20 protein-coding genes and 2 tRNA genes are annotated in these 20,959 nt (G+C 62.9%); 9 read left to right on the top strand and 13 right to left on the bottom strand.

The window, feature by feature from the left end; translation table 11 throughout:
• Nucleotides 1–13 precede the first annotated feature (13 nt).
• Nucleotides 14–607 carry a D-Ala-D-Ala carboxypeptidase family metallohydrolase gene (locus tag B2S33_RS03645; protein ID WP_414707692.1) on the top strand — a complete coding sequence of 198 codons (594 nt, stop codon included), beginning with the start codon at nucleotides 14–16 and terminating at the stop codon, nucleotides 605–607.
• On the opposite strand, the gene B2S33_RS03640 is transcribed toward B2S33_RS03645, so the two are convergent.
• Nucleotides 547–1,464, bottom strand: a complete 918-nt coding sequence (locus B2S33_RS03640; protein WP_288649864.1) for a LysR substrate-binding domain-containing protein — start codon at nucleotides 1,462–1,464, stop codon at nucleotides 547–549. The genes B2S33_RS03645 and B2S33_RS03640 overlap by 61 nt on opposite strands.
• Nucleotides 1,465–1,641: 177 nt before the next feature.
• On the opposite strand from B2S33_RS03640, the gene B2S33_RS03635 reads away from it, so the two are divergent.
• Entirely contained in the window at nucleotides 1,642–2,253 is a 612-nt protein-coding gene (locus tag B2S33_RS03635) for a LysE family translocator (protein ID WP_288649862.1), read from the top strand.
• Between the two features lie 82 nt (nucleotides 2,254–2,335).
• Here the strand turns inward: B2S33_RS03635 and B2S33_RS03630 are convergent.
• Nucleotides 2,336–2,412 (bottom strand) — tRNA-Met (locus B2S33_RS03630).
• Nucleotides 2,413–2,726: 314 nt separating this feature from the next.
• Between B2S33_RS03630 and B2S33_RS03625 the strand changes: the two genes are divergently transcribed.
• The 3 genes from B2S33_RS03625 (at nucleotide 2,727) to B2S33_RS03615 (ending at nucleotide 5,434) form a co-directional block, all read left to right on the top strand.
• The gene (locus B2S33_RS03625; RefSeq protein ID WP_059183632.1) at nucleotides 2,727–3,941 is read left to right on the top strand and encodes an MFS transporter; all 1,215 of its coding nucleotides are present in this window, start codon (nucleotides 2,727–2,729) and stop codon (nucleotides 3,939–3,941) included.
• Nucleotides 3,942–4,057: 116 nt separating this feature from the next.
• Nucleotides 4,058–4,195 carry a hypothetical protein gene (locus B2S33_RS03620; protein ID WP_165919232.1) on the top strand — a complete coding sequence of 46 codons (138 nt, stop codon included), beginning with the start codon at nucleotides 4,058–4,060 and terminating at the stop codon, nucleotides 4,193–4,195.
• A gap of 78 nt (nucleotides 4,196–4,273) precedes the next feature.
• Complete coding sequence (locus B2S33_RS03615; RefSeq protein ID WP_088523234.1) at nucleotides 4,274–5,434, top strand: MFS transporter; 1,161 nt, start codon at nucleotides 4,274–4,276, stop codon at nucleotides 5,432–5,434.
• Between the two features lie 77 nt (nucleotides 5,435–5,511).
• On the opposite strand, the gene B2S33_RS03610 is transcribed toward B2S33_RS03615, so the two are convergent.
• Nucleotides 5,512–6,465 (bottom strand): FecR domain-containing protein, encoded by a 954-nt coding sequence (locus B2S33_RS03610; protein WP_288649860.1) that lies wholly within the window; start codon nucleotides 6,463–6,465, stop codon nucleotides 5,512–5,514.
• Complete coding sequence (locus B2S33_RS03605; RefSeq protein ID WP_027915459.1) at nucleotides 6,452–6,967, bottom strand: sigma-70 family RNA polymerase sigma factor; 516 nt, start codon at nucleotides 6,965–6,967, stop codon at nucleotides 6,452–6,454. Before B2S33_RS03605 ends, B2S33_RS03610 begins: the two co-directional genes overlap by 14 nt.
• Nucleotides 6,968–7,138: 171 nt before the next feature.
• Between B2S33_RS03605 and B2S33_RS03600 the strand changes: the two genes are divergently transcribed.
• From B2S33_RS03600 to B2S33_RS03590, 3 genes are read left to right on the top strand one after another with little or no spacing between them, the layout of a single operon-like run.
• On the top strand, nucleotides 7,139–7,762 hold the full coding sequence (locus tag B2S33_RS03600; RefSeq protein WP_145280970.1) for a DNA-3-methyladenine glycosylase family protein: 624 nt from the start codon (nucleotides 7,139–7,141) through the stop codon (nucleotides 7,760–7,762).
• A gap of 36 nt (nucleotides 7,763–7,798) precedes the next feature.
• Nucleotides 7,799–8,854, top strand: coding sequence for a bifunctional DNA-binding transcriptional regulator/O6-methylguanine-DNA methyltransferase Ada (gene ada, locus B2S33_RS03595; RefSeq protein WP_028688098.1), 1,056 nt, complete (start codon nucleotides 7,799–7,801; stop codon nucleotides 8,852–8,854).
• A gap of 56 nt (nucleotides 8,855–8,910) precedes the next feature.
• Nucleotides 8,911–11,328 carry a DUF3772 domain-containing protein gene (locus tag B2S33_RS03590; RefSeq protein ID WP_049695424.1) on the top strand — a complete coding sequence of 806 codons (2,418 nt, stop codon included), beginning with the start codon at nucleotides 8,911–8,913 and terminating at the stop codon, nucleotides 11,326–11,328.
• 1 nt (nucleotide 11,329) lies between these two features.
• Here the strand turns inward: B2S33_RS03590 and B2S33_RS03585 are convergent, their stop codons facing one another.
• Nucleotides 11,330–12,130, bottom strand: coding sequence for a helix-turn-helix transcriptional regulator (locus tag B2S33_RS03585; protein WP_280076979.1), 801 nt, complete (start codon nucleotides 12,128–12,130; stop codon nucleotides 11,330–11,332).
• A gap of 98 nt (nucleotides 12,131–12,228) precedes the next feature.
• On the opposite strand from B2S33_RS03585, the gene B2S33_RS03580 reads away from it, so the two are divergent.
• Complete coding sequence (locus B2S33_RS03580; protein ID WP_280076978.1) at nucleotides 12,229–13,689, top strand: MFS transporter; 1,461 nt, start codon at nucleotides 12,229–12,231, stop codon at nucleotides 13,687–13,689.
• A 122-nt stretch (nucleotides 13,690–13,811) separates the two neighbouring features.
• Here the strand turns inward: B2S33_RS03580 and ychF are convergent, their stop codons facing one another.
• From ychF to B2S33_RS03540, 8 genes are all read right to left on the bottom strand, one after another.
• Complete coding sequence (ychF, locus tag B2S33_RS03575; RefSeq protein WP_280076977.1) at nucleotides 13,812–14,912, bottom strand: redox-regulated ATPase YchF; 1,101 nt, start codon at nucleotides 14,910–14,912, stop codon at nucleotides 13,812–13,814.
• Between the two features lie 24 nt (nucleotides 14,913–14,936).
• Nucleotides 14,937–15,521 carry an aminoacyl-tRNA hydrolase gene (gene pth, locus B2S33_RS03570; protein WP_027915452.1) on the bottom strand — a complete coding sequence of 195 codons (585 nt, stop codon included), beginning with the start codon at nucleotides 15,519–15,521 and terminating at the stop codon, nucleotides 14,937–14,939.
• A gap of 79 nt (nucleotides 15,522–15,600) precedes the next feature.
• Complete coding sequence (locus B2S33_RS03565; RefSeq protein ID WP_027915451.1) at nucleotides 15,601–16,200, bottom strand: 50S ribosomal protein L25/general stress protein Ctc; 600 nt, start codon at nucleotides 16,198–16,200, stop codon at nucleotides 15,601–15,603.
• 120 nt (nucleotides 16,201–16,320) lie between these two features.
• Complete coding sequence (locus B2S33_RS03560; RefSeq protein WP_003247410.1) at nucleotides 16,321–17,262, bottom strand: ribose-phosphate pyrophosphokinase; 942 nt, start codon at nucleotides 17,260–17,262, stop codon at nucleotides 16,321–16,323.
• 48 nt (nucleotides 17,263–17,310) lie between these two features.
• Nucleotides 17,311–17,385, bottom strand: a tRNA-Gln gene (locus tag B2S33_RS03555).
• A 19-nt stretch (nucleotides 17,386–17,404) separates the two neighbouring features.
• Entirely contained in the window at nucleotides 17,405–18,265 is an 861-nt protein-coding gene (ispE, locus tag B2S33_RS03550) for a 4-(cytidine 5'-diphospho)-2-C-methyl-D-erythritol kinase (protein WP_049695427.1), read from the bottom strand.
• A 4-nt stretch (nucleotides 18,266–18,269) separates the two neighbouring features.
• On the bottom strand, nucleotides 18,270–18,887 hold the full coding sequence (gene lolB, locus B2S33_RS03545; protein ID WP_023533208.1) for a lipoprotein insertase outer membrane protein LolB: 618 nt from the start codon (nucleotides 18,885–18,887) through the stop codon (nucleotides 18,270–18,272).
• Between the two features lie 4 nt (nucleotides 18,888–18,891).
• On the bottom strand, nucleotides 18,892–20,613 hold the full coding sequence (locus B2S33_RS03540; protein WP_027915449.1) for a tetratricopeptide repeat protein: 1,722 nt from the start codon (nucleotides 20,611–20,613) through the stop codon (nucleotides 18,892–18,894).
• Between the last annotated feature and the right edge of the window lie 346 nt (nucleotides 20,614–20,959).

The following is a 20,959-nucleotide window of genomic DNA, read 5'->3' as shown; positions in this document are numbered from 1 at the left end:
GCAGGGGTGGGCCATGTCGAAGAAACGGAGTGTGGTCGCCGCGCTGCTGCTGGCGGTAAATTCAGTGCCCAGCGGGGCCGTGGCCGATGAGCGCGACCTGTGGATGTTCGCCCAGTGGGCAGGTGACCACCCGACGCGGCCTTTTCGCGACATGCTCGTGCAGGCACGTTTGTACGGTGTTGTGCCGATTCATCAGCTCCTGCGCTCGGCCTCGGACTGGAAAGTGTGCCGGGCTTCACCGTTTGCCGTGCCGCCCAAGCAACATTGGCCGGCTGTGCGCGCTACGCTGTCGTTGCTCCGAACACTGGGTGAGCAAGGGGCCTTACCCGATTTCGAAGTGGTCTCCGCCTACCGTGACCCGGGCCTCAACCGCTGTGCCGGCGGGGCGATCGGCAGCGCGCATACACAAGCATTCGCCGTGGATGTCCTGCTGGCGCCTTGGGCCGACCCCAACCCGCTGTGCCGGTTCTGGCAGCAGCACGGCCAGGCATGGGGCATGGGCCTTGGCCGCTACCCGAGCGGTCGCATCCACCTGGACACGGCCGGCTACCGCACCTGGGGCGCCGATGGCAGCGCGGCGTCATCCTTTTGCAGCAAGCCCAGGTGAGTCAGGCAGCCCTGGCATTCCTGTTTCACCCATTCGGCAAACCGCTGGCGCTTGCCTGCATCATTCAGAGGGCAGGGGCTCAACAGGTGGTAGGCCGAGCCATCGCGTACAAAGCCCAGGGGCGCCTGTAACTGCCCTGTATCGAGTTCGTCACGCACCATCAAGGCGGATGCCATCGCGACCCCCAGCCCTGCGCTGGCCGCCTGAATCGACAGGTAAAAGTGCTCGAAGTCGCTGCGCTCGCCAGTGATGGCTATTTCACCTGTAAGGCGCAGCCAGGTGGCCCAGGCGTCGGGGCGGGTCGCACTGTGCAACTGTCGATGGCCTTGCAGCTTCGGCGACAATGGCGGACGCCCCACAGGGCCAATCCACTCGTCACAGATCTTCTGCTGATGCAGCGTCATGCCCCAATGAAAGTCGTCGCGGCGGATAGCGATGTCGACGCCTGTGCGGGCGAAGTCCAGCGGGCCGCCTGCGGCCACCAGCTGCAATTGAAGATCAGGGTGGGCAGCGTTAAGACGCGGCAGGCGCGGGATCAGCCAGCGCATGGCGATGGTGGGCTCGCAGGAGACGACCAACACCGGATTGTCATCGCTGTCCTTGAGCCGCTGCACCGTGCTTTCGAGCTGTTCGAAGATGGCTTGGGTCGTGGCATGCAGTGCTCGCCCCGCCGAAGTCAGGAACACGGCGCGATTGCGTCGTTCGAACAACGCCACCTCCAGGCTTTCCTCGAGCAAGCGCACCTGGCGGCTGACGGCGCCATGGGTGACGTGCAGGCACTCGGCTGCGCGGATGAAGCTTTGGGTGGTGGCTGCGACGTCGAAGTAGCGCAAGGCGGCCAGGGGTGGAAGCTTCATGGCAGGCAAGGATTCCTGATGGGTGCGGTATGCGCGTATGGAAAAACCAGCCGATACGCGTGATGAAGCACGATGAAAACTCACCGATTTCACGCACTTTAAATCGTTTTTAGGCGCCTGATAAGCGTTCGATAATGCCTGACCTGTGCATGTTCATCGCCTATCGAGAGTCCATGAATGACTGAAATCTTCGCTGTCGCCTTGTTTACCCTGCTAGCGGTCATCAGCCCCGGCGCCGACTTTGCAATGGTCACCCGATGCAGTTATGCGCAAGGGCGCATTGCTGGCCTGGCCGCTGCCGTGGGTATTGGCCTTGGGGTTCAGGTGCATGTGCTGTACACCGTGCTCGGGCTATCGATCATCGTGACTCAAAGCCCGACACTGTTCTTGTGCATGAAGGCCATTGGTGCGTGCTACCTGCTGTACCTGGGCTATCGGTCCTTGACCAACACTGTGCGCGTGCGTCTTGACGACAAAGGTGCTGCAGGCGGGGCGCTGCAAGCGCTGCGCACCGGGTTTTTGACCAATTGCCTGAACCCCAAGACCATGCTGTTCGTCATCAGTGCGTTCAGCCAGGTGGTGGAGCAGGGCAGCCCGCTGTGGCTCAACCTGGCTTACGGCGCATTCATGTCGCTTGCGCACTGGGCGTGGTTCAGCTTGGTCGCTGTGTTTTTTTCCAACAGCGTATTGCGCAAGGCAATGATCGAGCGGCAAATCATCGCAGACCGGGTGATCGGGGTGGCACTCATTGCGCTGGGGCTGATGGTGGCGATGAGCAGTGTGGGTTGATTGCACCGGCTGCCGAAAACCGCCTGACTTTCTGGCAGGCAAAGAAAAAGGGCTTACCTTGCGGTAAGCCCTTCGTCTTGTTTGGTGGCTACACAGGGACTTGAACCCCGGACCCCAGCATTATGAATGCTATGCTCTAACCAACTGAGCTATGTAGCCGATGGCGCGCATTATTCTCTTGAACGGCCCCCCTGTCAACACGATTTATAAAAAAAATTTACACGCTTTCAAAAACTTAGCGATCGATCGCGTGATGCGTAGCGTTATCCATCCCCTGAAAAGCCCGAATCGTAGGGGTGATCAGCTCCAGTTAGGGCCTTTACCTCTTTGTACCGCGCATCCGCTCGCTCCTGTCTGACGCCCACCACAGGCCTGGGAAAATGGCTGCCAGACTGGATCTGGAAAAAAAGGTAGCTATGTATCTATTTGTATCCCGATAATCGGAGCCCAGCTTTCCGACGGAGATCCAGGCCATGGCCATCCCCAGCGCCGCCCCGGCGTCCACTCAAGCGCAGGCGAGCACCGCTACACCGCTGGTGATGCGCATCATCGGCTTCTGCGCCTTGGCGCACCTGATCAATGACCTGATCCAGTCGGTGCTGCCGGCCATCTACCCGATGCTCAAGGCCAATTACGACTTGAGCTTCGCCCAGATCGGCATGATCACCCTGACATTCCAGATCACCGCGTCGCTGCTGCAACCCTGGGTAGGCTTTTTCACCGACCGCCGGCCCACGCCCAATCTGCTGCCCATGGGCACGGTGTGCACGCTGATCGGTATCGTGCTGCTGGCATTCGTCGGCAGCTTCCCGATGATTCTGCTCGCCTCGGCCCTGGTGGGCATCGGCTCTTCGACATTCCACCCCGAAACCTCGCGTATTGCGCGATTGGCCTCCGGAGGCCGCTTTGGCCTGGCGCAATCGACTTTCCAGGTAGGCGGCAACACTGGATCTGCCCTGGGTCCGTTGCTCGCAGCGGCCATCGTCATTCCGTTCGGGCAAACCCACGTCGCCTGGTTTGGCGTGGCTGCACTGTTCTTTCTCGCCGTGACCCTGATGCTGCGCCGCTGGTACATCGAGCACCTGAGCCAGGCCAAGGCGCGCAAGACGGTACAGGCTACCCATGGCATCTCCCGCGCACGCGTGGTTGCCGCGCTGGTGGTGCTGGGGCTGCTGGTGTTTTCCAAGTACTTCTACATGGCGAGCTTCACCAGCTACTTCACCTTCTACCTGATCGAGAAGTTCGGCGTTTCGGTCGCCAGTTCCCAGTTGCACCTGTTCCTGTTCCTGGGCGCGGTAGCGGCGGGCACCTTCTTTGGCGGGCCCATCGGCGATCGCATCGGGCGCAAGGCGGTGATCTGGTTCTCGATTCTGGGTGTGGCACCGTTCACCCTGGCACTGCCTTACGCGGACCTGTTCTGGACGACGGTACTGAGCGTGGTGATCGGCTTTATCCTGGCCTCGGCATTCTCGGCCATCGTGGTGTATGCCCAGGAACTGGTGCCCGGTAGCGTAGGCATGATCGCGGGCATCTTCTTTGGCCTGATGTTCGGCTTTGGCGGCATCGGCGCGGCATTGCTGGGCTATGTGGCTGACTTGCGCGGTATCGAATACGTATACGGGCTTTGCTCGTTCCTGCCCCTGTTCGGGGTGCTGGCGGTATTGCTGCCGAGCACTGGCAAGCGCTGATGATCAACGGGGCAGGGATGCCCCTTGACGCCACAGGCACTGGGGCGATTGACGGTATCGCCTGCTCTGGCCTAGAGTGCCGCCTCTTGCTCACTTTCTGCGTAGTAGCCAAAGCAATGCGCCGTTTCCAGTCCTTGCCCTGTTGCCGTCAGCCTGCCCTGGATGGGCTGCGCCGTGCCTGGCCGAGTGACACCGTGCTCAAGCGCCGCCGCAGCGTCCTGTTTGCCTTCACCTTCTCGCCACACCTGAACTGATCAGCATTTGAACAGCGTCCGCCGTGCTGGTGGGTGCGTTTTTGTCTGCACGTCTTATCGGTTTGCTGGGAGTGGTTCATGAACATGCGTTTGCTGGCGGGCTTGCTGTTCGCCGTTTCGGTCGTGGGATTCAGCCTGGGCGCGACCCTGCCGCTGGTGTCGTTGCGTCTGCACGAGGCTGGCGCAGGCACCCTCGAAATCGGGATGATTTCCGCCATCCCCGCGGCCGGCATGATGCTGTCGGCATTCCTGGTGGATGCCTGTTGCCGGTATTTCAAGCGACGCACGCTCTATTTGCTGTGTTTCAGCCTGTGCACGCTCAGCATCGGCCTGCTGGAGCCTGCATTCGCCTCGTTGTGGGGGCTGGCGGTCTTGCGCCTGGCGTTGGGCCTTGGCATGGGTATCGCGATCATTCTCGGGGAATCGTGGGTCAACGAACTGTGCCAGGAACATAACCGCGGCAAGATCATGGCCCTCTACGCCACCAGCTTTACCGGTTTCCAGGTGCTTGGACCGGCGATGCTGGCGGTGCTCGGTGCCCACAGCCCATGGATCACTGGCGTGGTCACGGCCTGCTATGGCCTGGCGTTGGCGTGCATTGTGGTAACGGTTCCCAATGACCGGGTGCTGCACGCTGAAGACGACAAGAGCTTCGGACTGGCCGGCTTCTTCCGCGTGGCCCCGGCCCTGTGCGTGGCCGTGCTGTTCTTCTCGTTTTTCGATGCGGTGGTGCTCTCGCTCTTGCCGGTGTATGCCAGCAGCCACGGATTTGCTGTGGGCGTGGCGGCACTGATGGTGACCGTGGTGTTCGCAGGGGACATGCTGTTCCAACTGCCGCTGGGCTGGCTTGCCGATCGCGTCGAGCGCACTGGCCTGCACCTGGCGTGCGGGGTAGTAGCCATGGCCATTGGCATAGGGTTGCCCTGGTTGCTGAACATGACGTGGCTGTTGTGGCCGTTGCTGGTGGTGTTGGGCGCGGTCGCGGGCGGTATCTATACCCTGGCGCTGGTGCTGATAGGCCAGCGTTTCAAAGGGCAGGACCTGGTCACCGCCAATGCCAGCGTCGGGCTGTTGTGGGGCGTCGGCAGCCTGGTAGGGCCGCTGATCAGCGGTGCCGCCATGGACGTCGCGCCCCACGGGCTGCCCATGGCGCTGGCATTGATGGCCGGTCTGTTCGTGTGCTTTGCACGGCAGTCTCATCGGCGTGAGCAGCCGTCGTGCACACCCTCTGAAAACTAGCAGACTTCCGTGCAGGAACGGCCTTGCAGGTTACCCAAGTGGTTGCCAACTGGCGCCCCGGACGGCCATGCCGAGACCTAAGCGGCATCGATGTTGACCCAATACCGGGTGTGGTAATCGATACGCACCGGCAGGCTGCGGGCCAGTAGCTGCAGGATCTGATTGGTGTCGGCCAGCTGGTAGGTCCCGGAAACCTTGAGGTTCGCCACCGCTGGCGCGCAGCGCAGCAGGCCGGGGCGGTATCGGTTTAGCTCGGCGACGAAATCCGCCAGCGGCATTTGCCGAACGCTGAGTACACCTTCCGTCCAGCCCCAAGGGTCACTGGGCGGCGTGATGGCCTGATGGCCTCCATTGGCCTGCACGCGCAAGGTCTCGCCGGAATGTACCCGCACTGGCGTGGCACCGGTCATCACCGTGGCTTCGCCCCGGCGCACCGCCACCAGTAAGTCATGATCGCTCTGGCGCACCAGCAGTTGCCCGTCGAGGGTGCGCAGGGTGGCCACTCGGGTATTGATGAAGAACGGGCGCTTGTCGGCAGGGTTGCTGTCCAGGCTGACTTCACCGCGCAGAAGCGCCAGGCGGCGTTGGCCCGCCGTGAAACGCAGGTCGATGGCACTGGCGGTGTTCAGTTGGATGCGGCTGCCATCGCTGCCTTGCAGTTGTCGGCGCTCGCCGGTGGCCGTGGCACTGTCGGCCAGCAGCTCTGGCAGGCCCAGCGGCTCACGCGCCATCCACCCAAGGCCGCTGCCGACCACCAGCAAGGCCCCCAGCTTGAGCTGGTCGCGCCGGGTGATGCCTTGGCGTTCGCTGCCTTGGAGGGTACGACGGCTGAGGTCCTTGGGCAGCCCGGCGAGCTCATCGCCCAGGTTGCTGACGCGCTGCCAGGCCAACCCATTGTGAGGGTGCAAGGACAACCACCGTTGGAACTGCGCCTGGGCATCCGGGCCGGGGCTGCCGAAGCGTAGCCTGACCAACCAGTCGATGGCCTGGTCGACACGGGCCTGGGCCGGTGCTTCGTCAGGCGTCGGCATAACGCAACCGGTAGCAAGTCTTGAGCGCCTTGGCCAGGTCGCGCTCCACGGTCGCTTTCGAAACGCCTAGCAGCAAGCTGATCTGGATGATGCTCAGCCCGTCCAGTTGCGCATGCAGAAAGGCCTGGCGAGCACGCGGCTTGAGCTGGTGCAGGGCACGGTCGAGCCGCTCCAGGCTATCGAGGATGACCAGCCTGTGTTCTTCGCTCGGGATGTCGGTTTCGGGTAGATGTGCCAGGCTGTCCTGGTAGGCCCGCTCCAGCGCCCGGCGACGAAACTGGTCGATCATCAGGCCACGGGCGATGCTGCTGAGGTAGGCGCGAGGCTCTTTCAAAGGCGAGGTCTGCCGGGCGCGCAACAGCCGCACGAAGGTGTCCTGGGCCAGGTCGGCTGCATGTTCGCTGCAACCGACGCGACTGCGCAGCCAGCCGCGCAACCACGCATGGTGGGATTGGTAGAGCAGGGCGACCTCGGTCGGTTTGAGCGTGTCGGGAAGCTGCATCGTCGCCACGGTCGGTTCCTGTCAGGTGTGATTGTGAATGGTTCTCAATTCTATGCGGGTAGGGCTGTGGCGAGCAATGCTCCCTCAGGAATTACTTGCGCAAGATCTGGCAGTCGGCCGATGAGTGGCTGGGTTAAGCTGGCATCTCCTCTGGTCGATGGAGCCGCTTCAATGTTGATCGACGCCGAACCTGTCGCCTACCGGCAAGCGGCCGAGTACCTGAGTGGGCTGGATGCGGACTGGGCACGGCACATCGCCGCCGTCGGCCCCTGCCGCCACCGTACTACTCCGGGGCGCGAACCCTTCGAGGCACTGGTGAGGTCGGTCGCTTACCAGCAACTGCACGCCCGTGCAGGCGACGCCATCCTTGGACGACTGCTGGCGCTGTTTGGGCAAGAGGTTTTCCCCACGCCCACCCAACTGCTGGCAGCGGACCCCGCCGCCTTGCGCAGCTGCGGCTTTTCGGCCAGCAAGCTGGGCACGGTGCTGGGCATTGCCCAAGGTCGCCTTGACGGTGTCGTGCCAACCCGCGAGCAGGCCCTGGGCATGACCGACGACGAATTGATCGAGCGCCTGGTGACCCTGCGTGGGGTCGGGCGATGGACGGTTGAGATGCTGCTGATCTACAGCCTGGAGCGTCTGGATGTGCTGCCGGTCGACGACTTTGGCGTACGCGAGGGCTATCGGCGGCTCAAGGCTATGGAAAAAGCGCCGACGCCTGCACAGATGCGCGCGTTGGGCGCCGCCTGGCGACCCTATCGCACCATCGCTGCCTGGTACTTGTGGCGGACCTGAGCGCCTGCCGAACTGCACTTAGCCCGGAAGATGAACATGACAACCTATACCACTCCCGAGCAGCGCTGGCAGGCCGTCGCGGCGCGTGTTGCCGAGGCGGCGGACCATTTCGTCTATGCCGTGCGCACCACCGGTATCTACTGTTATCCAGGCTGCAAGGCCAGGCTGCCCCTGCGTAACAATCTGGAGTTCTTCGAGTCCCCGGCATTGGCCGAGGCAGCAGGCTACCGCGCCTGCAAGCGCTGCGCGGGCCCGCCTGCCATGTCGGCGCGTACGCGGCGCCTGGTCAGCAGTGCCTGTCGCCTGATCGAGGCGTGCGATCTACCGCCCAGCCTGGCGCAGTTGGGCGAGCGCCTGGCCGTCAGCCCGTTCCATTTACATAGGCTGTTCAAGGCGCAAACCGGCCTTACCCCCAAGGCCTATGCCGAGGCCTTCCGCGCCCAACGCCTCAGGACCAGCCTGGGGCAGGGGCAGGGCTCGGTCACCGATGCCATTTTCGAGGCGGGCTACAACTCCAGCAGCCGCTTCTATGCCGGCGCCGAGCAGCGCCTGGGCATGCCACCACGGCAGTTTCGCGCAGGTGGCGCCGGGGTGACCATCCGCTTCGCCGTGGGCCAGTGCTCGCTAGGTGCCATCCTGGTCGCCCAGAGCGAAAAGGGCATCTGCGCGATCTTGCTTGGCGATGAGCCCGAGGCGCTGGTGCATGCCCTGGAAGACCAGTTCTGCAACGCCGAGCTGGTGGGTGCCGATGCCGAGTACGAACGGGTCGTGGCGCAGGTCATCGGGTTCGTCGAGGCGCCGGCGCTCGGTCTGGACCTGCCGCTGGATGTGCAGGGCACCGTCTTTCAGGAGCGCGTGTGGCAGGCGCTGCGTGAAGTACCTGCCGGCTGCCGGGTCAGCTACAGTGACATCGCCCAGCGCATAGGCGCCCCCACGGCGGTGCGGGCAGTGGCCAAGGCCTGCGCGGCCAACCGTATTGCCGTGGCCATTCCGTGCCACCGGGTGGTGCGCCGGGACGGCGACATCAGTGGCTACCGCTGGGGGATCGAGCGCAAACGGCAATTGTTGGCACGCGAAACAGCCCTCTCCTGATGGCCCGAAGCGGCGTAGAATCGCTTGCCAGATCGAATTGCAAAGAGGAATGTTCGATGAGGCGTGTCAGCCTTGCCCGCTTTAGTCACAGCCTGATGCTGTTGCTGGCGCTGATCGTGGCAGCGTCCAACCCAGCCTGGTCGGCGCCGGCCCCTGCGGCGACGGCGCAGGCTGCCGCCGACGCACCGGCACTGGACGAAACCGCGACCGTTGACCAGCTCAGCGACCGGCTGGACCAGATTCGCCAGGGCGTCACCAGTGACGCCAACGATGACCTGCTGGCGCAATTGCGCATGGCGGCCGTGCAGGTCCAGCGCCAGGCCGATGCCTTGAGCACCCAGCGTGCAGCCGATGCGCAGAAGGTGGATGACCAGTTGAAAGTCATCGGCCCGGCGCAGCCGGACGAGCCTGCGCCCTTGACCCAGCAGCGCAAGGCGCTGGAGGCCGAGAAGAAAACCCTGATGGCCCAGCAGGACCAGGCCACTAAGCTAACCCAGTCGGCGCGGGACCTGTCCACGCAGATCGTCAACCTGCGCCGCAGCCTGTTCAACTCGCAGATATCCAGCCGGGCAGCGTCGCCGTTGAGCCCTGCGTTCTGGCAGAGCATGATTCGCCCGACCCAGGACGACGTGGCACGGCTGCATGACCTGCGTGGCGAGATCACGGATGCGCTCGACAGTGCCCTGAGCGCCGAACACCGCTGGCTCTTCTTCGCCAGCCTGATCGCCTCGATCCTGGTATGGACCCTGGTGCGAGGGTTGCTGGAGCGGCTGTTGGCCAGGTCCATGGTGCGCTGGTTGCCAGAGGGGCGCTTGCGTCGCAGTGCCTTGGCCGTGGGCGTAAGCCTGGCGACCCTGGGCACCATTGCCGGCTCGGTATCGTTGCTGCGCTGGGGCGTTGAAAGCAGTGCGCAACTGGGTTCGGACCTGGCCAGCCTGACCGACCACATCCTTGCCCTGGTGGTGTTCAGCGCCTTCATTACCGGCCTTGGCCGGGCATTGTTGATGTTGCAGCGCCCCTCCTGGCGTTTGCCGGCGATTGCGGATGAAGTGGCCGAGGCCCTGGGCTGGTTCCCCAAGGTGCTGGCACTGGCCTTGATGGTGATGATGACCCTGGAGCGGGTCAACAGTGTGATCGGCGTCAGCCTGGCCCTGACCGTAGCGGTCAATGGCCTTACCGCTCTGGTGGTGGCGTTGATTTTCGCCGGCGCCCTGATGGCCTACCGCCGTGCTCGGCGTCGGCATGGTATTGACCGGGCAACGGGCCTGGCCGGTTTGATCCCGTTCGTGATGGTGGTGTGGCTGGCTGCGATCCTGCTATCACTGATCACCGGCTACCTGACCCTGGCCTATTACCTGACCGCCAAGCTGCTGTGGGTCAGCCTGGTCGTCACGTGCGCCTACTTGCTCACGACGTTCCTGAGTGATCTGTGCGAAATGCTGCTCTCGCCTCGCCAACCGGGTGGCCTGGCGCTGGCGTCCACGCTGGGCCTGGCACCACGGCACCAGGCGCAGGCGAGCACGGTGCTGGCCGGCATTGGCCGCACCGTCGTGGTGATCCTGGCCCTGCTGCTGACTTTGATGCCGTCGGGCACCAGCCCCAGTGAACTGTTGCTGAGCTTGGGGGACTGGGACGGCACGGGCGGCAAGCTGCTCGGCAACCTGAACATCGTGCCCCAGGACATCGTGCTGGCCCTCGGCATCCTGGCTGGCGGGATGCTGGCCATTCGTGTGGTCAAGCGCTGGTTGAGTGAACGCCTGCTGCCGGAAACCGACATGGACGCCGGCATGCGCGCCTCGCTGGTCACCCTGGTGGGTTACCTGGGCTTCCTCTTCCTGGCCATGCTGGTGATGTCGACCCTGCACATCAACCTCACCAGCCTGACCTGGGTGGTGAGTGCCTTGTCGGTCGGTATTGGTTTCGGTCTGCAGCAGATCGTGCAGAACTTCATCTCCGGCCTGATCCTGCTCACCGAACGCCCGGTCAAGGTGGGCGACTGGGTGAGCTTGGCGGGTGTCGAGGGAGATATCCGTCGTATCAATGTGCGCGCCACCGAGATCCAGATGTCGGACCGCTCCACTGTGATCGTGCCCAACTCGCAGTTCATCTCCCAGAACGTGCGCAACGTGACCATGGGTAATGCCCTGGGTGTGGTCGGTATTACCCTGACCTTGCCCCTGGACACTGACGCCAACCGGGTCCGTGAGCTGCTGCTGACCGCCTTCCAGGAGCACGAGGCCATCCTCGAAGCACCGGCGCCATCGGTGTCGTTCAAGGACCTGACCAATGCGGGCATGGTAATTGGCGTCAGCGGTTATGTGGCAGGACCGCGGTTGGTGGGCGGGGCCCGCAGTGACCTGCTGTTCACCATACTGGGGCGCCTGCGCGATGAAGGTATCGCCCTGTCGGCGCCGCAGAGCATGGTGCTGCTGCAGGACGGGCAACGCCTGGACGACGCTGAAAAAGACGCGTGACCTATGGGCTGCCTGGCAGCCCATCTTGACGTGCGTACACCACCAGCCGAAGGTGCCGGTCTTCATCGACGGTCAGCGAGGTATGCTCGAACGGCTGGGCCTGTCCATCAATGACCAGTTGGCGCACACCGCTGAAGGGCGCGTGCACGTCGTGGGTGCGCCAGCCGGCCTTGAAGGCTGGCGAGACGTGCTCCAGTTCGTCCACCAACGCGTGGATATCGGCCTCTCGCGTGGCCCGGGCAAAGTCGCGGCGAAAGCTTGCCAGCATCAGCGGGGCCTGGCTGTCCCAGTCGTGCAAGCGCCCATGCACTGTTGGGTCGGTGAACAGCAGCCAGAGCAGATTGCGCCGCTCAGGCGGGTGCGCGGCGAACCCGAACAGTGCGTCGGCCGGCCCATTGAACCCCAGCACATCCCAGCGCAGGTTGAGGACGAAGGCCGCGTGCGGCAGGTCGTGCATCAAACGCCGTACCAGCGACGGCAAGACACACCAGGTCTTGCCTGGTTCAGCGGGTGGACGGGCGTGTGCCAACAGGAACAGATGGCGACGCTCAGCGGCATCGAGTTTCAATACCCGCGCCAGGTTGTCCAGAAAACTGGCCGACACGCCGATGTCGCGGCCCTGCTCCAGCCAGGTGTACCAGGTCAGTCCGACACCCGCGAGCGCGGCAACCTCTTCGCGTCGAAGCCCAGGTGTGCGCCGGCGGCCGCCGCTTGGCAAACCGACGTCCTCGGGCGACAGGCGCTCGCGCCGCGAGCGCAGGAAGTCGGCCAGATCGGATCGTGTACGTTGCAGCGTTCGCATGGCGTGTCTCGTTGCTTTGAGTAATAGCATAAACGGTTAAATTGTAATGGGTTACGGGCCATCCCAGAATGCCTGTGTCTAAATTCTGGAAAGGCACGATGAACGCCAATACTCCTCTCCCGTTAACGCCTACACATCGCCTTGGAAGCCCGCCGTGGGTAGGTCTGTCGGTACTTTTGCTGGCAGGCTTCGTGACGATCTTCGACCTGTTCGTGGTCAACGTCGCCATCCCGAGTCTGCAGACCGGGTTGAACGCAAGCTTCGCGCAAATCGGTTTCATCGTGGCCGGCTATGAGCTGGCGTTCGGCGTGTTGCTCATTACCGGGGGGCGCTTGGGGGACGTATTTGGCCGTCGCCGGTTGTTCATCGTCGGTATGGCAGGGTTTACCGTGGCATCGGCGTTATGCGGCCTGGCGCCCAGTGCTGCTTTTCTGATCAGTGCGCGGGTTGTACAGGGGCTGGCCGCCGCGCTGTTGTTCCCTCAGGTCTATGCTTCGATCCGGGTCAACTTCGATGCCCAGGACAGCCGCCGCGCGTTCGGCTTGCTGGGAATGACGCTGGGGCTGGCTGCCATAGCGGGGCAGGTGCTGGGCGGCTGGATGGTGCATGCTGACCTGTTCGGATCAGGCTGGCGCAGCATCTTTCTGATCAATGTGCCTATTGGGTTGCTGGCCATCGTGGCGGCGCGCTACATCCCCGAGAGCCGCGCCCCCCAGCGGCCGGACCTGGACTGGGCAGGCGTGGCGCTGGTCAGCCTGGGCCTGGCATTGCTGCTTGTGCCGCTGATCGAAGGACCGGGGCAGGGGTGGCCTGCCTGGAGTTTCTGCGCGCTCGGCCTGGCACTGGCCTTGCTCGCGCTGTTCAAGCGACAGCAGGAACGGCGACGAGCGACCGGCAACTTGCCATTGGTGGATATGCAACTGCTGGCGCAGCGTCGCTTTGCACTGGGTGCGCTACTGGTGCTGGTGGTCTATTCCACATCCAGTTCCTTCTTTCTGTGCTTCGCCTTGTTGATGCAAAGCGGGCTGGGTCTGGATCCCTTCAGGGCCGGCAGCATCTTCGCACCCTGCAGTGTTGGTTTCGTGCTGGCATCGCTCGCTGCCCCGCGGCTGGTTGCGCGCTGGGGAATACGTGCCATCGTGGCAGGGGCATTGCTGTATGCCCTATCGATCGGGTTGCTCATTGCCCAGGTGCAGACGGCAGGCGCGCAGTTGGTAGCCGTTCGGCTGATCCCGGTACTGATCGTGGTGGGGGCGGGCCAGGGGTTGGTGATGACCCCTTTGCTCAACCTGGTGCTGGCCTTGGTTGACGAAGCGAAAGCGGGCATGGCCTCGGGCGTGATCTCAACCGTGCAGCAGGTCGGTGCGGCGCTGGGGGTGGCCGTAGTTGGGATTTTCTTCGCGGCGGCCCTGCCAGGGGCGGAGGGCTCATTCGTTCAGGCCGGTCAGTATGTGCATGGGTTTGTGGCTGGCATGCTCTACAACCTGGGTGCCGCAGTGACGGTGATCGCCTTGCTGGTGATGCTGGCAGGCGAGCAGCGGTCTGGGGGAGGTGAGTAGGCACAATGCACCGGTGCAATGCTCTTGCTTTTTCCGGGCTTGAATAAAAACAGGAGCGTTCGGCAGGCCCTCGATTGGGCTACTGAACGCTCCTGCTTGTTTACGCCGTGGTTGTCAGCGGATCAGACGTTGAAGCGGAAGTGCATCACGTCGCCATCTTTGACGATGTAATCCTTGCCTTCCAGACGCCACTTGCCGGCTTCCTTGGCGCCGCTCTCACCCTTGTACTGGATGAAATCGTCATAGGCCACGACTTCGGCACGGATGAAGCCTTTCTCGAAGTCGGTGTGGATCACCCCGGCCGCTTGTGGGGCGGTGGCGCCTACGCGCACGGTCCAGGCACGTACTTCCTGCACGCCGGCCGTGAAGTAGGTCTGCAGGTTCAACAGCTCGTAACCGGCACGGATTACACGGTTCAGGCCAGGTTCTTCCAGGCCCAAGGCCTCGAGGAACATGTCCTTTTCCTCACCGTCGTCCAGCTCGGCGATTTCCGCTTCGATCTTGTTGCACACCGGTACGACCACAGCGCCTTCTTCTTCGGCGATGGCCTTCACTACGTCCAGGTGCGGGTTGCTCTCGAAACCGTCCTCGGCGACGTTGGCGATGTACATCACCGGCTTGCTGGTCAGCAGGTGGAAGCTGCGGATCAGGGCCTTATCGTCGGCGCTCATGTTCTTCATCAGGCTGCGCGCTGGCTTGCCTTCGGTGAAGTGCGGGATCAGCTGTTCCAGAATGGCCTTCTGCGCCAGGGCTTCCTTGTCGCCACCCTTGGCGTTGCGGGCCACTTTCTGCAACTGCTTTTCGCAGCTGTCGAGGTCGGCAAAGATCAGTTCGAGGTCGATGATCTCGATGTCGCGCTTGGGATCGACACTGTTGGAAACGTGAATCACGTTCTCGTCTTCGAAGCAGCGCACCACGTGGGCGATGGCGTCGGTTTCGCGGATGTTGGCGAGGAACTTGTTGCCCAGGCCTTCGCCTTTCGAAGCACCGGCCACCAGGCCTGCAATGTCGACGAATTCCATGGTGGTGGGCAGAATGCGGTTGGGCTTGACGATTTCAGCCAGCGCATTGAGGCGCGCATCGGGCATGGGCACGATACCGCTGTTCGGCTCGATGGTGCAGAAAGGGAAGTTCTCTGCCGCGATGCCAGACTTGGTCAGGGCGTTGAACAGGGTGGACTTGCCGACGTTGGGCAGGCCGACGATGCCGCAATTGAAACCCATGGGTATTCCCCTCTCTAAAGGAAATCAGGCCTTCTGGCTGTGCAGCTCGCGCATCGCCTTGGCGAAGTCGCCAGCGAGCACGTCCGGCAGCACACCGAGGGCAAAGTCGATGCTGGCGTCGAGCTTCTCCTGCTCGGCACGCGGTGCGCGGCCCAGGACGAAGTTGGAGACCAGCTTGGCATCGCCTGGATGGCCAATACCGAGCCGCAGGCGATGGAAGTCGTTCTGGTTGCCGAGCTGCGCGATGATGTCGCGCAGGCCGTTGTGCCCACCATGGCCGCCGCCGCGCTTGAGCTTGGCAACGCCGGGAGGCAGGTCGAGTTCGTCATGCGCCACCAGTATGGCCTCCGGCTTGATCCGGAAGAAATTGGCCAACGCCGCCACGGACTGGCCGCTACGGTTCATGTAGGTGGTGGGGATCAGCAGGCGAACATCGTTGCCCTGATGGCTGAACTTAGCCGTCAGGCCGAAATATTTCTTGTCAACGGTCAGCGAGATGCGCTGGGCGCTGGCAATGCGTTCAACGAAAAGAGCCCCTGCGTTATGCCGGGTCTGTTCGTATTCGGGGCCGGGGTTACCCAGGCCGACGATCAACTGGATGGCGGTCACGTCAGGGGCTCTTCCTTGGAGTTGGTGGGTTACAGGGCGCGCGGCACTGTAACCCGATCAACGCCGGCGTGCGAGTGGATTACTCGGCAGCGCCTTCTTCCTCAGCTTCAGCGGACACGCGTGGGGCGTGAACGTTGGCAACTGCTTTGTCATCACCGTGGGCCAGAGCGACGAACTCTACGCCTTTCGGCGCTTTCAGGTCCGACAGGTGGATGATGGTGCCGATTTCAGCATTGGCCAGGTCGACCTCGATGAACTCAGGCAGGTCTTTGGCTTCGCAGGAAACTTCCAGCTCCGACTCAACGTGCGAAATTTCGCCGCCTTTCTTGACCGGGCCTTCTTCGTTGATGAAGTGAACCGGTACCTTGGCGGTCAGTTTCTGGCCAGCAACGACGCGGATGAAGTCGGCGTGCATGATGAACTGCTTGGCCGGGTGGCGCTGCATGGCCTTGATGATGACGTTCTGCTTGACGCCGTCAACGTTCAGTTCGATGACGTGGCTGAAGGCAGCTTCGTTTTCGAACAGCTTGGTGATTTCCTTGGCCACGATGGTCAGGGATTGAGCTTCTTTATCACCACCGTAGACTACGGCTGGGATGCTGGCGGAGTGACGCAGGCGGCGGCTCGCACCTTTCCCCAGGTCAGTACGCACTTGGGCGTTCAGATTGAAATCAGTCATTTTGTTTCTCCAAAATAGCCCCCCGAGGGCGTTTGCGACCAGCGCCAACGGGGATGGCAAAAAAGCCCCGCCCCAGCGGATGTGCTGGGGCGGGGCGCTTTTCGTCAGCGTGCGTTCCGCTTAGCGGAACATCGCGCTGATCGATTCTTCGTTGCTGATGCGGCGAACCGCTTCGGCGACAACCGGTGCGATATCCAACTGGCGGATACGGTCACAGGCTTGAGCAGCGGCGGACAGTGGAACGGTGTTGGTCACCACCAGCTCGTCCAATACCGACTTCTCGATGTTCTCGATCGCGCGGCCCGACAGGACAGGGTGCGTGCAATAGGCGTAAACCTTGGCAGCGCCGTGCTCTTTCAGGGCTTTGGCCGCATGGCACAGGGTGCCGGCGGTGTCGACCATGTCGTCTACCAGGATGCAGGTGCGCCCTTCGACGTCGCCGATGATGTGCATCACTTCGGAGTGATTGGCCTTTTCACGGCGTTTGTCGATGATACCCAGGTCGACACCCAGGGACTTGGCGACAGCGCGTGCGCGCACGACACCACCGATGTCCGGGGAGACGATCATCAGGTTCTCGAAGCGCTGGTCTTCGATATCGTCGACCAGTACGGGCGAGCCGTAGATGTTGTCGACCGGGATATCGAAGAAACCCTGGATCTGGTCAGCGTGCAGGTCGACGGTGAGTACACGGTCGATACCCACGACAGTGAGCATGTCAGCGACGACTTTGGCGCTGATGGCTACACGTGCCGAACGCGGACGGCGGTCCTGGCGGGCGTATCCGAAGTAAGGAATCACGGCGGTGATTCGGGAAGCTGAGGAGCGGCGGAAGGCGTCGGCCATCACTACCAGTTCCATCAGGTTATCGTTGGTCGGTGCACAGGTCGGCTGAATAATGAAGACGTCTTTACCGCGGACATTTTCATTGATCTCAGTGCTGATTTCGCCGTCGGAGAATTTACCGACAGAGACGTCACCGAGAGGGATATGCAGCTGACGTACGACACGCCGAGCCAGATCGGGGTTAGCGTTCCCCGTAAAGACCATCATCTTGGACACGCGCAGTACCTGAAGGCTGAGGGTATACCTGGATGAGTATAAGGAAAATGGCAGGGGCGGCTGGATTCGAACCAACGCATGGCAGGATCAAAACCTGCTGCCTTACCGCTTGGCGACGCCCCTGTATCTGTTGCTGCGAGCGCTAGGCACTCGACTTCTTGACCAGACTTTGCAGCTTGCGATGCAACATCGAAATATTGCTTCCTTTCGCCACAAACCCTGTTTGGGTCGCTGAAAGAAGGGCCAGAACTTTATCAGCTTCGGCTTTGCTTGGGAAGGCCCCAAACACACAACTTCCAGTTCCGGTTAGTCGAGCCTCTGTGAACTTCCCCAGCGAATTCAGCGCGTTGCGAACTTCCGGGTAATTCTGCTCTACCACCGGTTGGCAGTCATTTCGACTGTTTCCCTTGGGAACGGGGCGCATCTTAAGGGGGAGAGAATCACGTGTCAACTGCGGATGTGAAAAAATTTCTGCTGTGCTTACAGACACTTGCGGAACCAGCACCACATACCACGGCTGTTCCGGATCGACCGGCGTGAGCTGTTCGCCCACCCCCTGGGCAAAGGCGGCATGCCCGCGCACGAATACCGGGACATCGGCACCCAGGCCGAGGCCCAGGGCAGCCAGGCGATCTTCATCCCACTCCAGCTGCCACAAGTGAGCAAGGCCAAGCAGGGTGGTGGCGGCATCCGAGCTGCCGCCGCCGATGCCGCCGCCCATCGGCAGCACCTTGTTCAGCCAGATGTCCGCGCCCAGGGGCGTGCCCGATTGCGCCTGCAGCTGGCGAGCGGCACGCACGATCAGGTTGCTGTCATGGGGCACGGTATCGAGGTCGCTGTGCAGGCGGATGACACCGTCTTCCCGCACGGCGAAGCTCAGCTCGTCACCGTGGTCGAGAAACTGGAAGACCGTTTCGAGTTCGTGGTAGCCATCGGCACGGCGGCCAATGATGTGCAGCCACAGGTTCAGCTTGGCCGGCGCGGGCAGGGTGAGCGCTTGCATCGACTCAGTGTCCTAGCTGGCGGGGCTGCCAGTCCTTGACCACCAGGGTCACGTCCAGGTCCTTGCCGTGTAGCTTGAGGCGTTCGGGCAGCCAGTAACCGTTGTGCTCGGCATAGCTCAGGTACTCGACCTGCCAGCCGTCCTGTTCGAGGCTGGCCAGGCGGCTGTCGCCGTCGAGGGTCAGCTTGCTCTTGGTATCCGGTGCTGGCAGGCCGCGCACCCACCAGACCAGGTGGGAAACGGGCAGCTTCCAACCCAGTTGTTCTTCCAGCAGCGCTTCGGGGCTGGTGGCTTCGTAGCGGCCCTGGTTAGCCACTTCCAGCACCACGGCGTCAGGCCGGCCGGTCAGGCGTGCGGCCCCACGGCCCAGTGGCCCGGCCAGGCGAATGTCGAAATAGTCCTGGCGCTGCAGCCAGAACAGGGTGCCACTGCCTGAGTCGCGTGGGGCACGGATGCCCACCTTGCCGTTGATCTGCCAGCCGTCGAGGCTGCTCAACTGCTGTTTGTGGGCACGCCACTGCTGCGGGTCGCCGTGGCCCTGCAGGGCCTCGCGGCTGCCGATGCCGGCGCAGCCGGCCAGGAGGGCGATGAGGGTGAAGGTAACGAAGTGGCGCAATAGCATGGTCTTAAAGGGTCTCGGATCCGGTCAGGCGTAGGAGGGTCTTGCGCAGCACAGGGCTGTCGGCCTGGGCTTCGAAGCCCTTGGCCCACACTTGGCGGGCTTCGCGCCGCTTGCCGTTGGCCCAGAGCACCTCGCCCAGGTGGGCGGCGACTTCATGGTCGGGGAAGCTGGCGAAGGCCTGGCGCAGGTAATCCTCTGCTTTGTCGAGGTTGCCCAGGCGATAGTTCACCCAGCCCAGGCTATCGAGCACCGCCGGATCGTCCGGGGTCAGCTGATGAGCCTTGTCGATCAGGGCCTGGGCTTCGGCGTAGCGGGTGGTGCGGTCGGCCAGGGTATAACCAAGGGCATTCAGGGCCATGGCGTTTTCCGGCTCGCGGGCAATGATGGCGCGCAGGTCCTTTTCCATCTGAGCAAGGTCATCGCGCTTTTCGGCGAGCATGGCACGGGTGTAGAGCAGGTTGAGGTCGTCCGGGTAGCGCTGGATGGCTTGTTGCAGCACCTGGCTGGCCTGGGCGTCCTTGTTGTTGTTGCTATAGCTTTCCGATTCGATCAGGAAAAGCTGAATCGCGTAGTCGGGCTGGGCCTCGCGGGCTTCGGCCAACAGGCGAGAGGCTTCGGTGCCGCGGCCGTTGGCGATCAGGATGTCGGCCTGGCGCAGTTGCGCGGCCAGGTAATCGGGCCCTGGCCCTACCAGGGCGTATTGGCGCAGGGCACCTGCCGGGTCGTGGCGCTCTTCGCGGATACGGCCAAGGTTCAAGTGCGCGGCATCGGTGTTGCTGTCGCGTTCGACCAACTCCTGCAGGTAGCCTTCGGCTTCGTCCCACTCCTTGTTCTCAAGGCACACCAGCGCCAGGGAATAGCGCAGCTCATCGTCCTCGGGATACTGCTGGACCAGGCTGACGAATTCACCCTTGGCGTCGGCAATGCGGTCCTGTTCGACCAAGGTCCGGGCATAGGTGAGCCGCAGGCGCTTGTCGTCGGGGTTGTCGCGAATCGCCTTGCGCAGCAGGGGGAGGGCTTCAGGGCCACGGTCCAGGGCTTGCAGCAAGCGAGCGCGCAGCAGGATGGGTGCGATTTCGCCGTTTTGTGGCGCGTGCGATTCGAGCAGCTCAAGCGCCTCTTCGGCTTTGCCGTCCTGGTTCAGCAGCAAGGCCTTGCCGAAGATCAACTGACCGTTGTCGGGGTACTTGGCCAACAGGCGTTCGAAGCTTTGTAGCAGACCGTCGCGTGTGCTCTGGTCGGTTTCGGCAGCCGACAGGGCCAGAAAATCGAAATGGGTATCGCCCTGGCCTTGCAGGACTTTTTCCATATAGGCCATGGCATCGTCATAGCGGCCTGCGCGGGCCAGCTGGATGGCGGCGGCGCGTTGCGCATCGAGGTTCTGCGGGTCGTTGCGCGCCCAGATGAGGGCGTTGTCCAGCGCCGGTTCATCGGCGCCCAGGTATTCGGCAATGCGGTAGGCGCGCTCGGAGACGCCTGGGTCCTGGGTTCGCGCGGCCTCGTCGGTGTAGTTGGCCAGGGCGATGTCGAAGCGATTGCGTTGCCCGGCGAGCTCGGCTACCAACAGGTTATAGAGCGTATCCTGCTTGAACGAGCCGTACACCATGGGCTTCTCGGCTTCGGGTTTGCCGACGTCGGCGGCAGCCGGCTCGGCCTTGTGCGCGGGCAGGCTCTGGCAACCCTGGAGCAGGGCGAAGGCAAGCAGCAATGCGTAGGGTCTGTTCATAGAGGGCTTATAAGGAGACTCACCGGCGGTTGGGGCATGATGACACAAGCGCGGTGGCAAACCCACCGGGCCAAGGTATGAAGCGGATCCTTCGCTTATGAAGACCGCGACATTAGGATGTGGTTCGGCTTGCAGCGCGGGAGGTGGCCTGGTCGGCGGACTACGGACCTGTGCGTGGCCATCGCGCAAGGGCTTGCTGCTGGCAAGCCCGCAGTATACCCGCCTCCATCCTAGTGCCCATGCCATGCCCATGCTTTTGCATCTGCTTTTGCTTCTAAGTGCGCGGTAGCTCAGGCGCCGCAGATCGCGACTTCAGGAGGCCGAGCGCAGGGCTTGCGGAGGGAGG

Source organism: Pseudomonas sp. UBA5568, assembly GCF_002425525.1.
GTDB lineage: Bacteria > Pseudomonadota > Gammaproteobacteria > Pseudomonadales > Pseudomonadaceae > Aquipseudomonas > Aquipseudomonas fulva.
This window is presented reverse-complemented; position numbering and strand designations above follow the sequence as displayed.

What these genes read in the sequence shown, in the direction of transcription:
- B2S33_RS03645 (WP_414707692.1), top strand. Translation starts at nt 14, where the DNA reads ATGTCGAAGAAACGGAGTGTGGTCGCCGCGCTGCTGCTGGCGGTAAAT.
- B2S33_RS03640 (WP_288649864.1), bottom strand. Translation starts at nt 1,464, where the DNA reads ATGAAGCTTCCACCCCTGGCCGCCTTGCGCTACTTCGACGTCGCAGCC.
- B2S33_RS03635 (WP_288649862.1), top strand. Translation starts at nt 1,642, where the DNA reads ATGACTGAAATCTTCGCTGTCGCCTTGTTTACCCTGCTAGCGGTCATC.
- B2S33_RS03625 (WP_059183632.1), top strand. Translation starts at nt 2,727, where the DNA reads ATGGCCATCCCCAGCGCCGCCCCGGCGTCCACTCAAGCGCAGGCGAGC.
- B2S33_RS03620 (WP_165919232.1), top strand. Translation starts at nt 4,058, where the DNA reads ATGCGCCGTTTCCAGTCCTTGCCCTGTTGCCGTCAGCCTGCCCTGGAT.
- B2S33_RS03615 (WP_088523234.1), top strand. Translation starts at nt 4,274, where the DNA reads ATGAACATGCGTTTGCTGGCGGGCTTGCTGTTCGCCGTTTCGGTCGTG.
- B2S33_RS03610 (WP_288649860.1), bottom strand. Translation starts at nt 6,465, where the DNA reads ATGCCGACGCCTGACGAAGCACCGGCCCAGGCCCGTGTCGACCAGGCC.
- B2S33_RS03605 (WP_027915459.1), bottom strand. Translation starts at nt 6,967, where the DNA reads ATGCAGCTTCCCGACACGCTCAAACCGACCGAGGTCGCCCTGCTCTAC.
- B2S33_RS03600 (WP_145280970.1), top strand. Translation starts at nt 7,139, where the DNA reads ATGTTGATCGACGCCGAACCTGTCGCCTACCGGCAAGCGGCCGAGTAC.
- ada (WP_028688098.1), top strand. Translation starts at nt 7,799, where the DNA reads ATGACAACCTATACCACTCCCGAGCAGCGCTGGCAGGCCGTCGCGGCG.
- B2S33_RS03590 (WP_049695424.1), top strand. Translation starts at nt 8,911, where the DNA reads ATGAGGCGTGTCAGCCTTGCCCGCTTTAGTCACAGCCTGATGCTGTTG.
- B2S33_RS03585 (WP_280076979.1), bottom strand. Translation starts at nt 12,130, where the DNA reads ATGCGAACGCTGCAACGTACACGATCCGATCTGGCCGACTTCCTGCGC.
- B2S33_RS03580 (WP_280076978.1), top strand. Translation starts at nt 12,229, where the DNA reads ATGAACGCCAATACTCCTCTCCCGTTAACGCCTACACATCGCCTTGGA.
- ychF (WP_280076977.1), bottom strand. Translation starts at nt 14,912, where the DNA reads ATGGGTTTCAATTGCGGCATCGTCGGCCTGCCCAACGTCGGCAAGTCC.
- B2S33_RS03565 (WP_027915451.1), bottom strand. Translation starts at nt 16,200, where the DNA reads ATGACTGATTTCAATCTGAACGCCCAAGTGCGTACTGACCTGGGGAAA.
- ispE (WP_049695427.1), bottom strand. Translation starts at nt 18,265, where the DNA reads ATGCAAGCGCTCACCCTGCCCGCGCCGGCCAAGCTGAACCTGTGGCTG.
- lolB (WP_023533208.1), bottom strand. Translation starts at nt 18,887, where the DNA reads ATGCTATTGCGCCACTTCGTTACCTTCACCCTCATCGCCCTCCTGGCC.
- B2S33_RS03540 (WP_027915449.1), bottom strand. Translation starts at nt 20,613, where the DNA reads ATGAACAGACCCTACGCATTGCTGCTTGCCTTCGCCCTGCTCCAGGGT.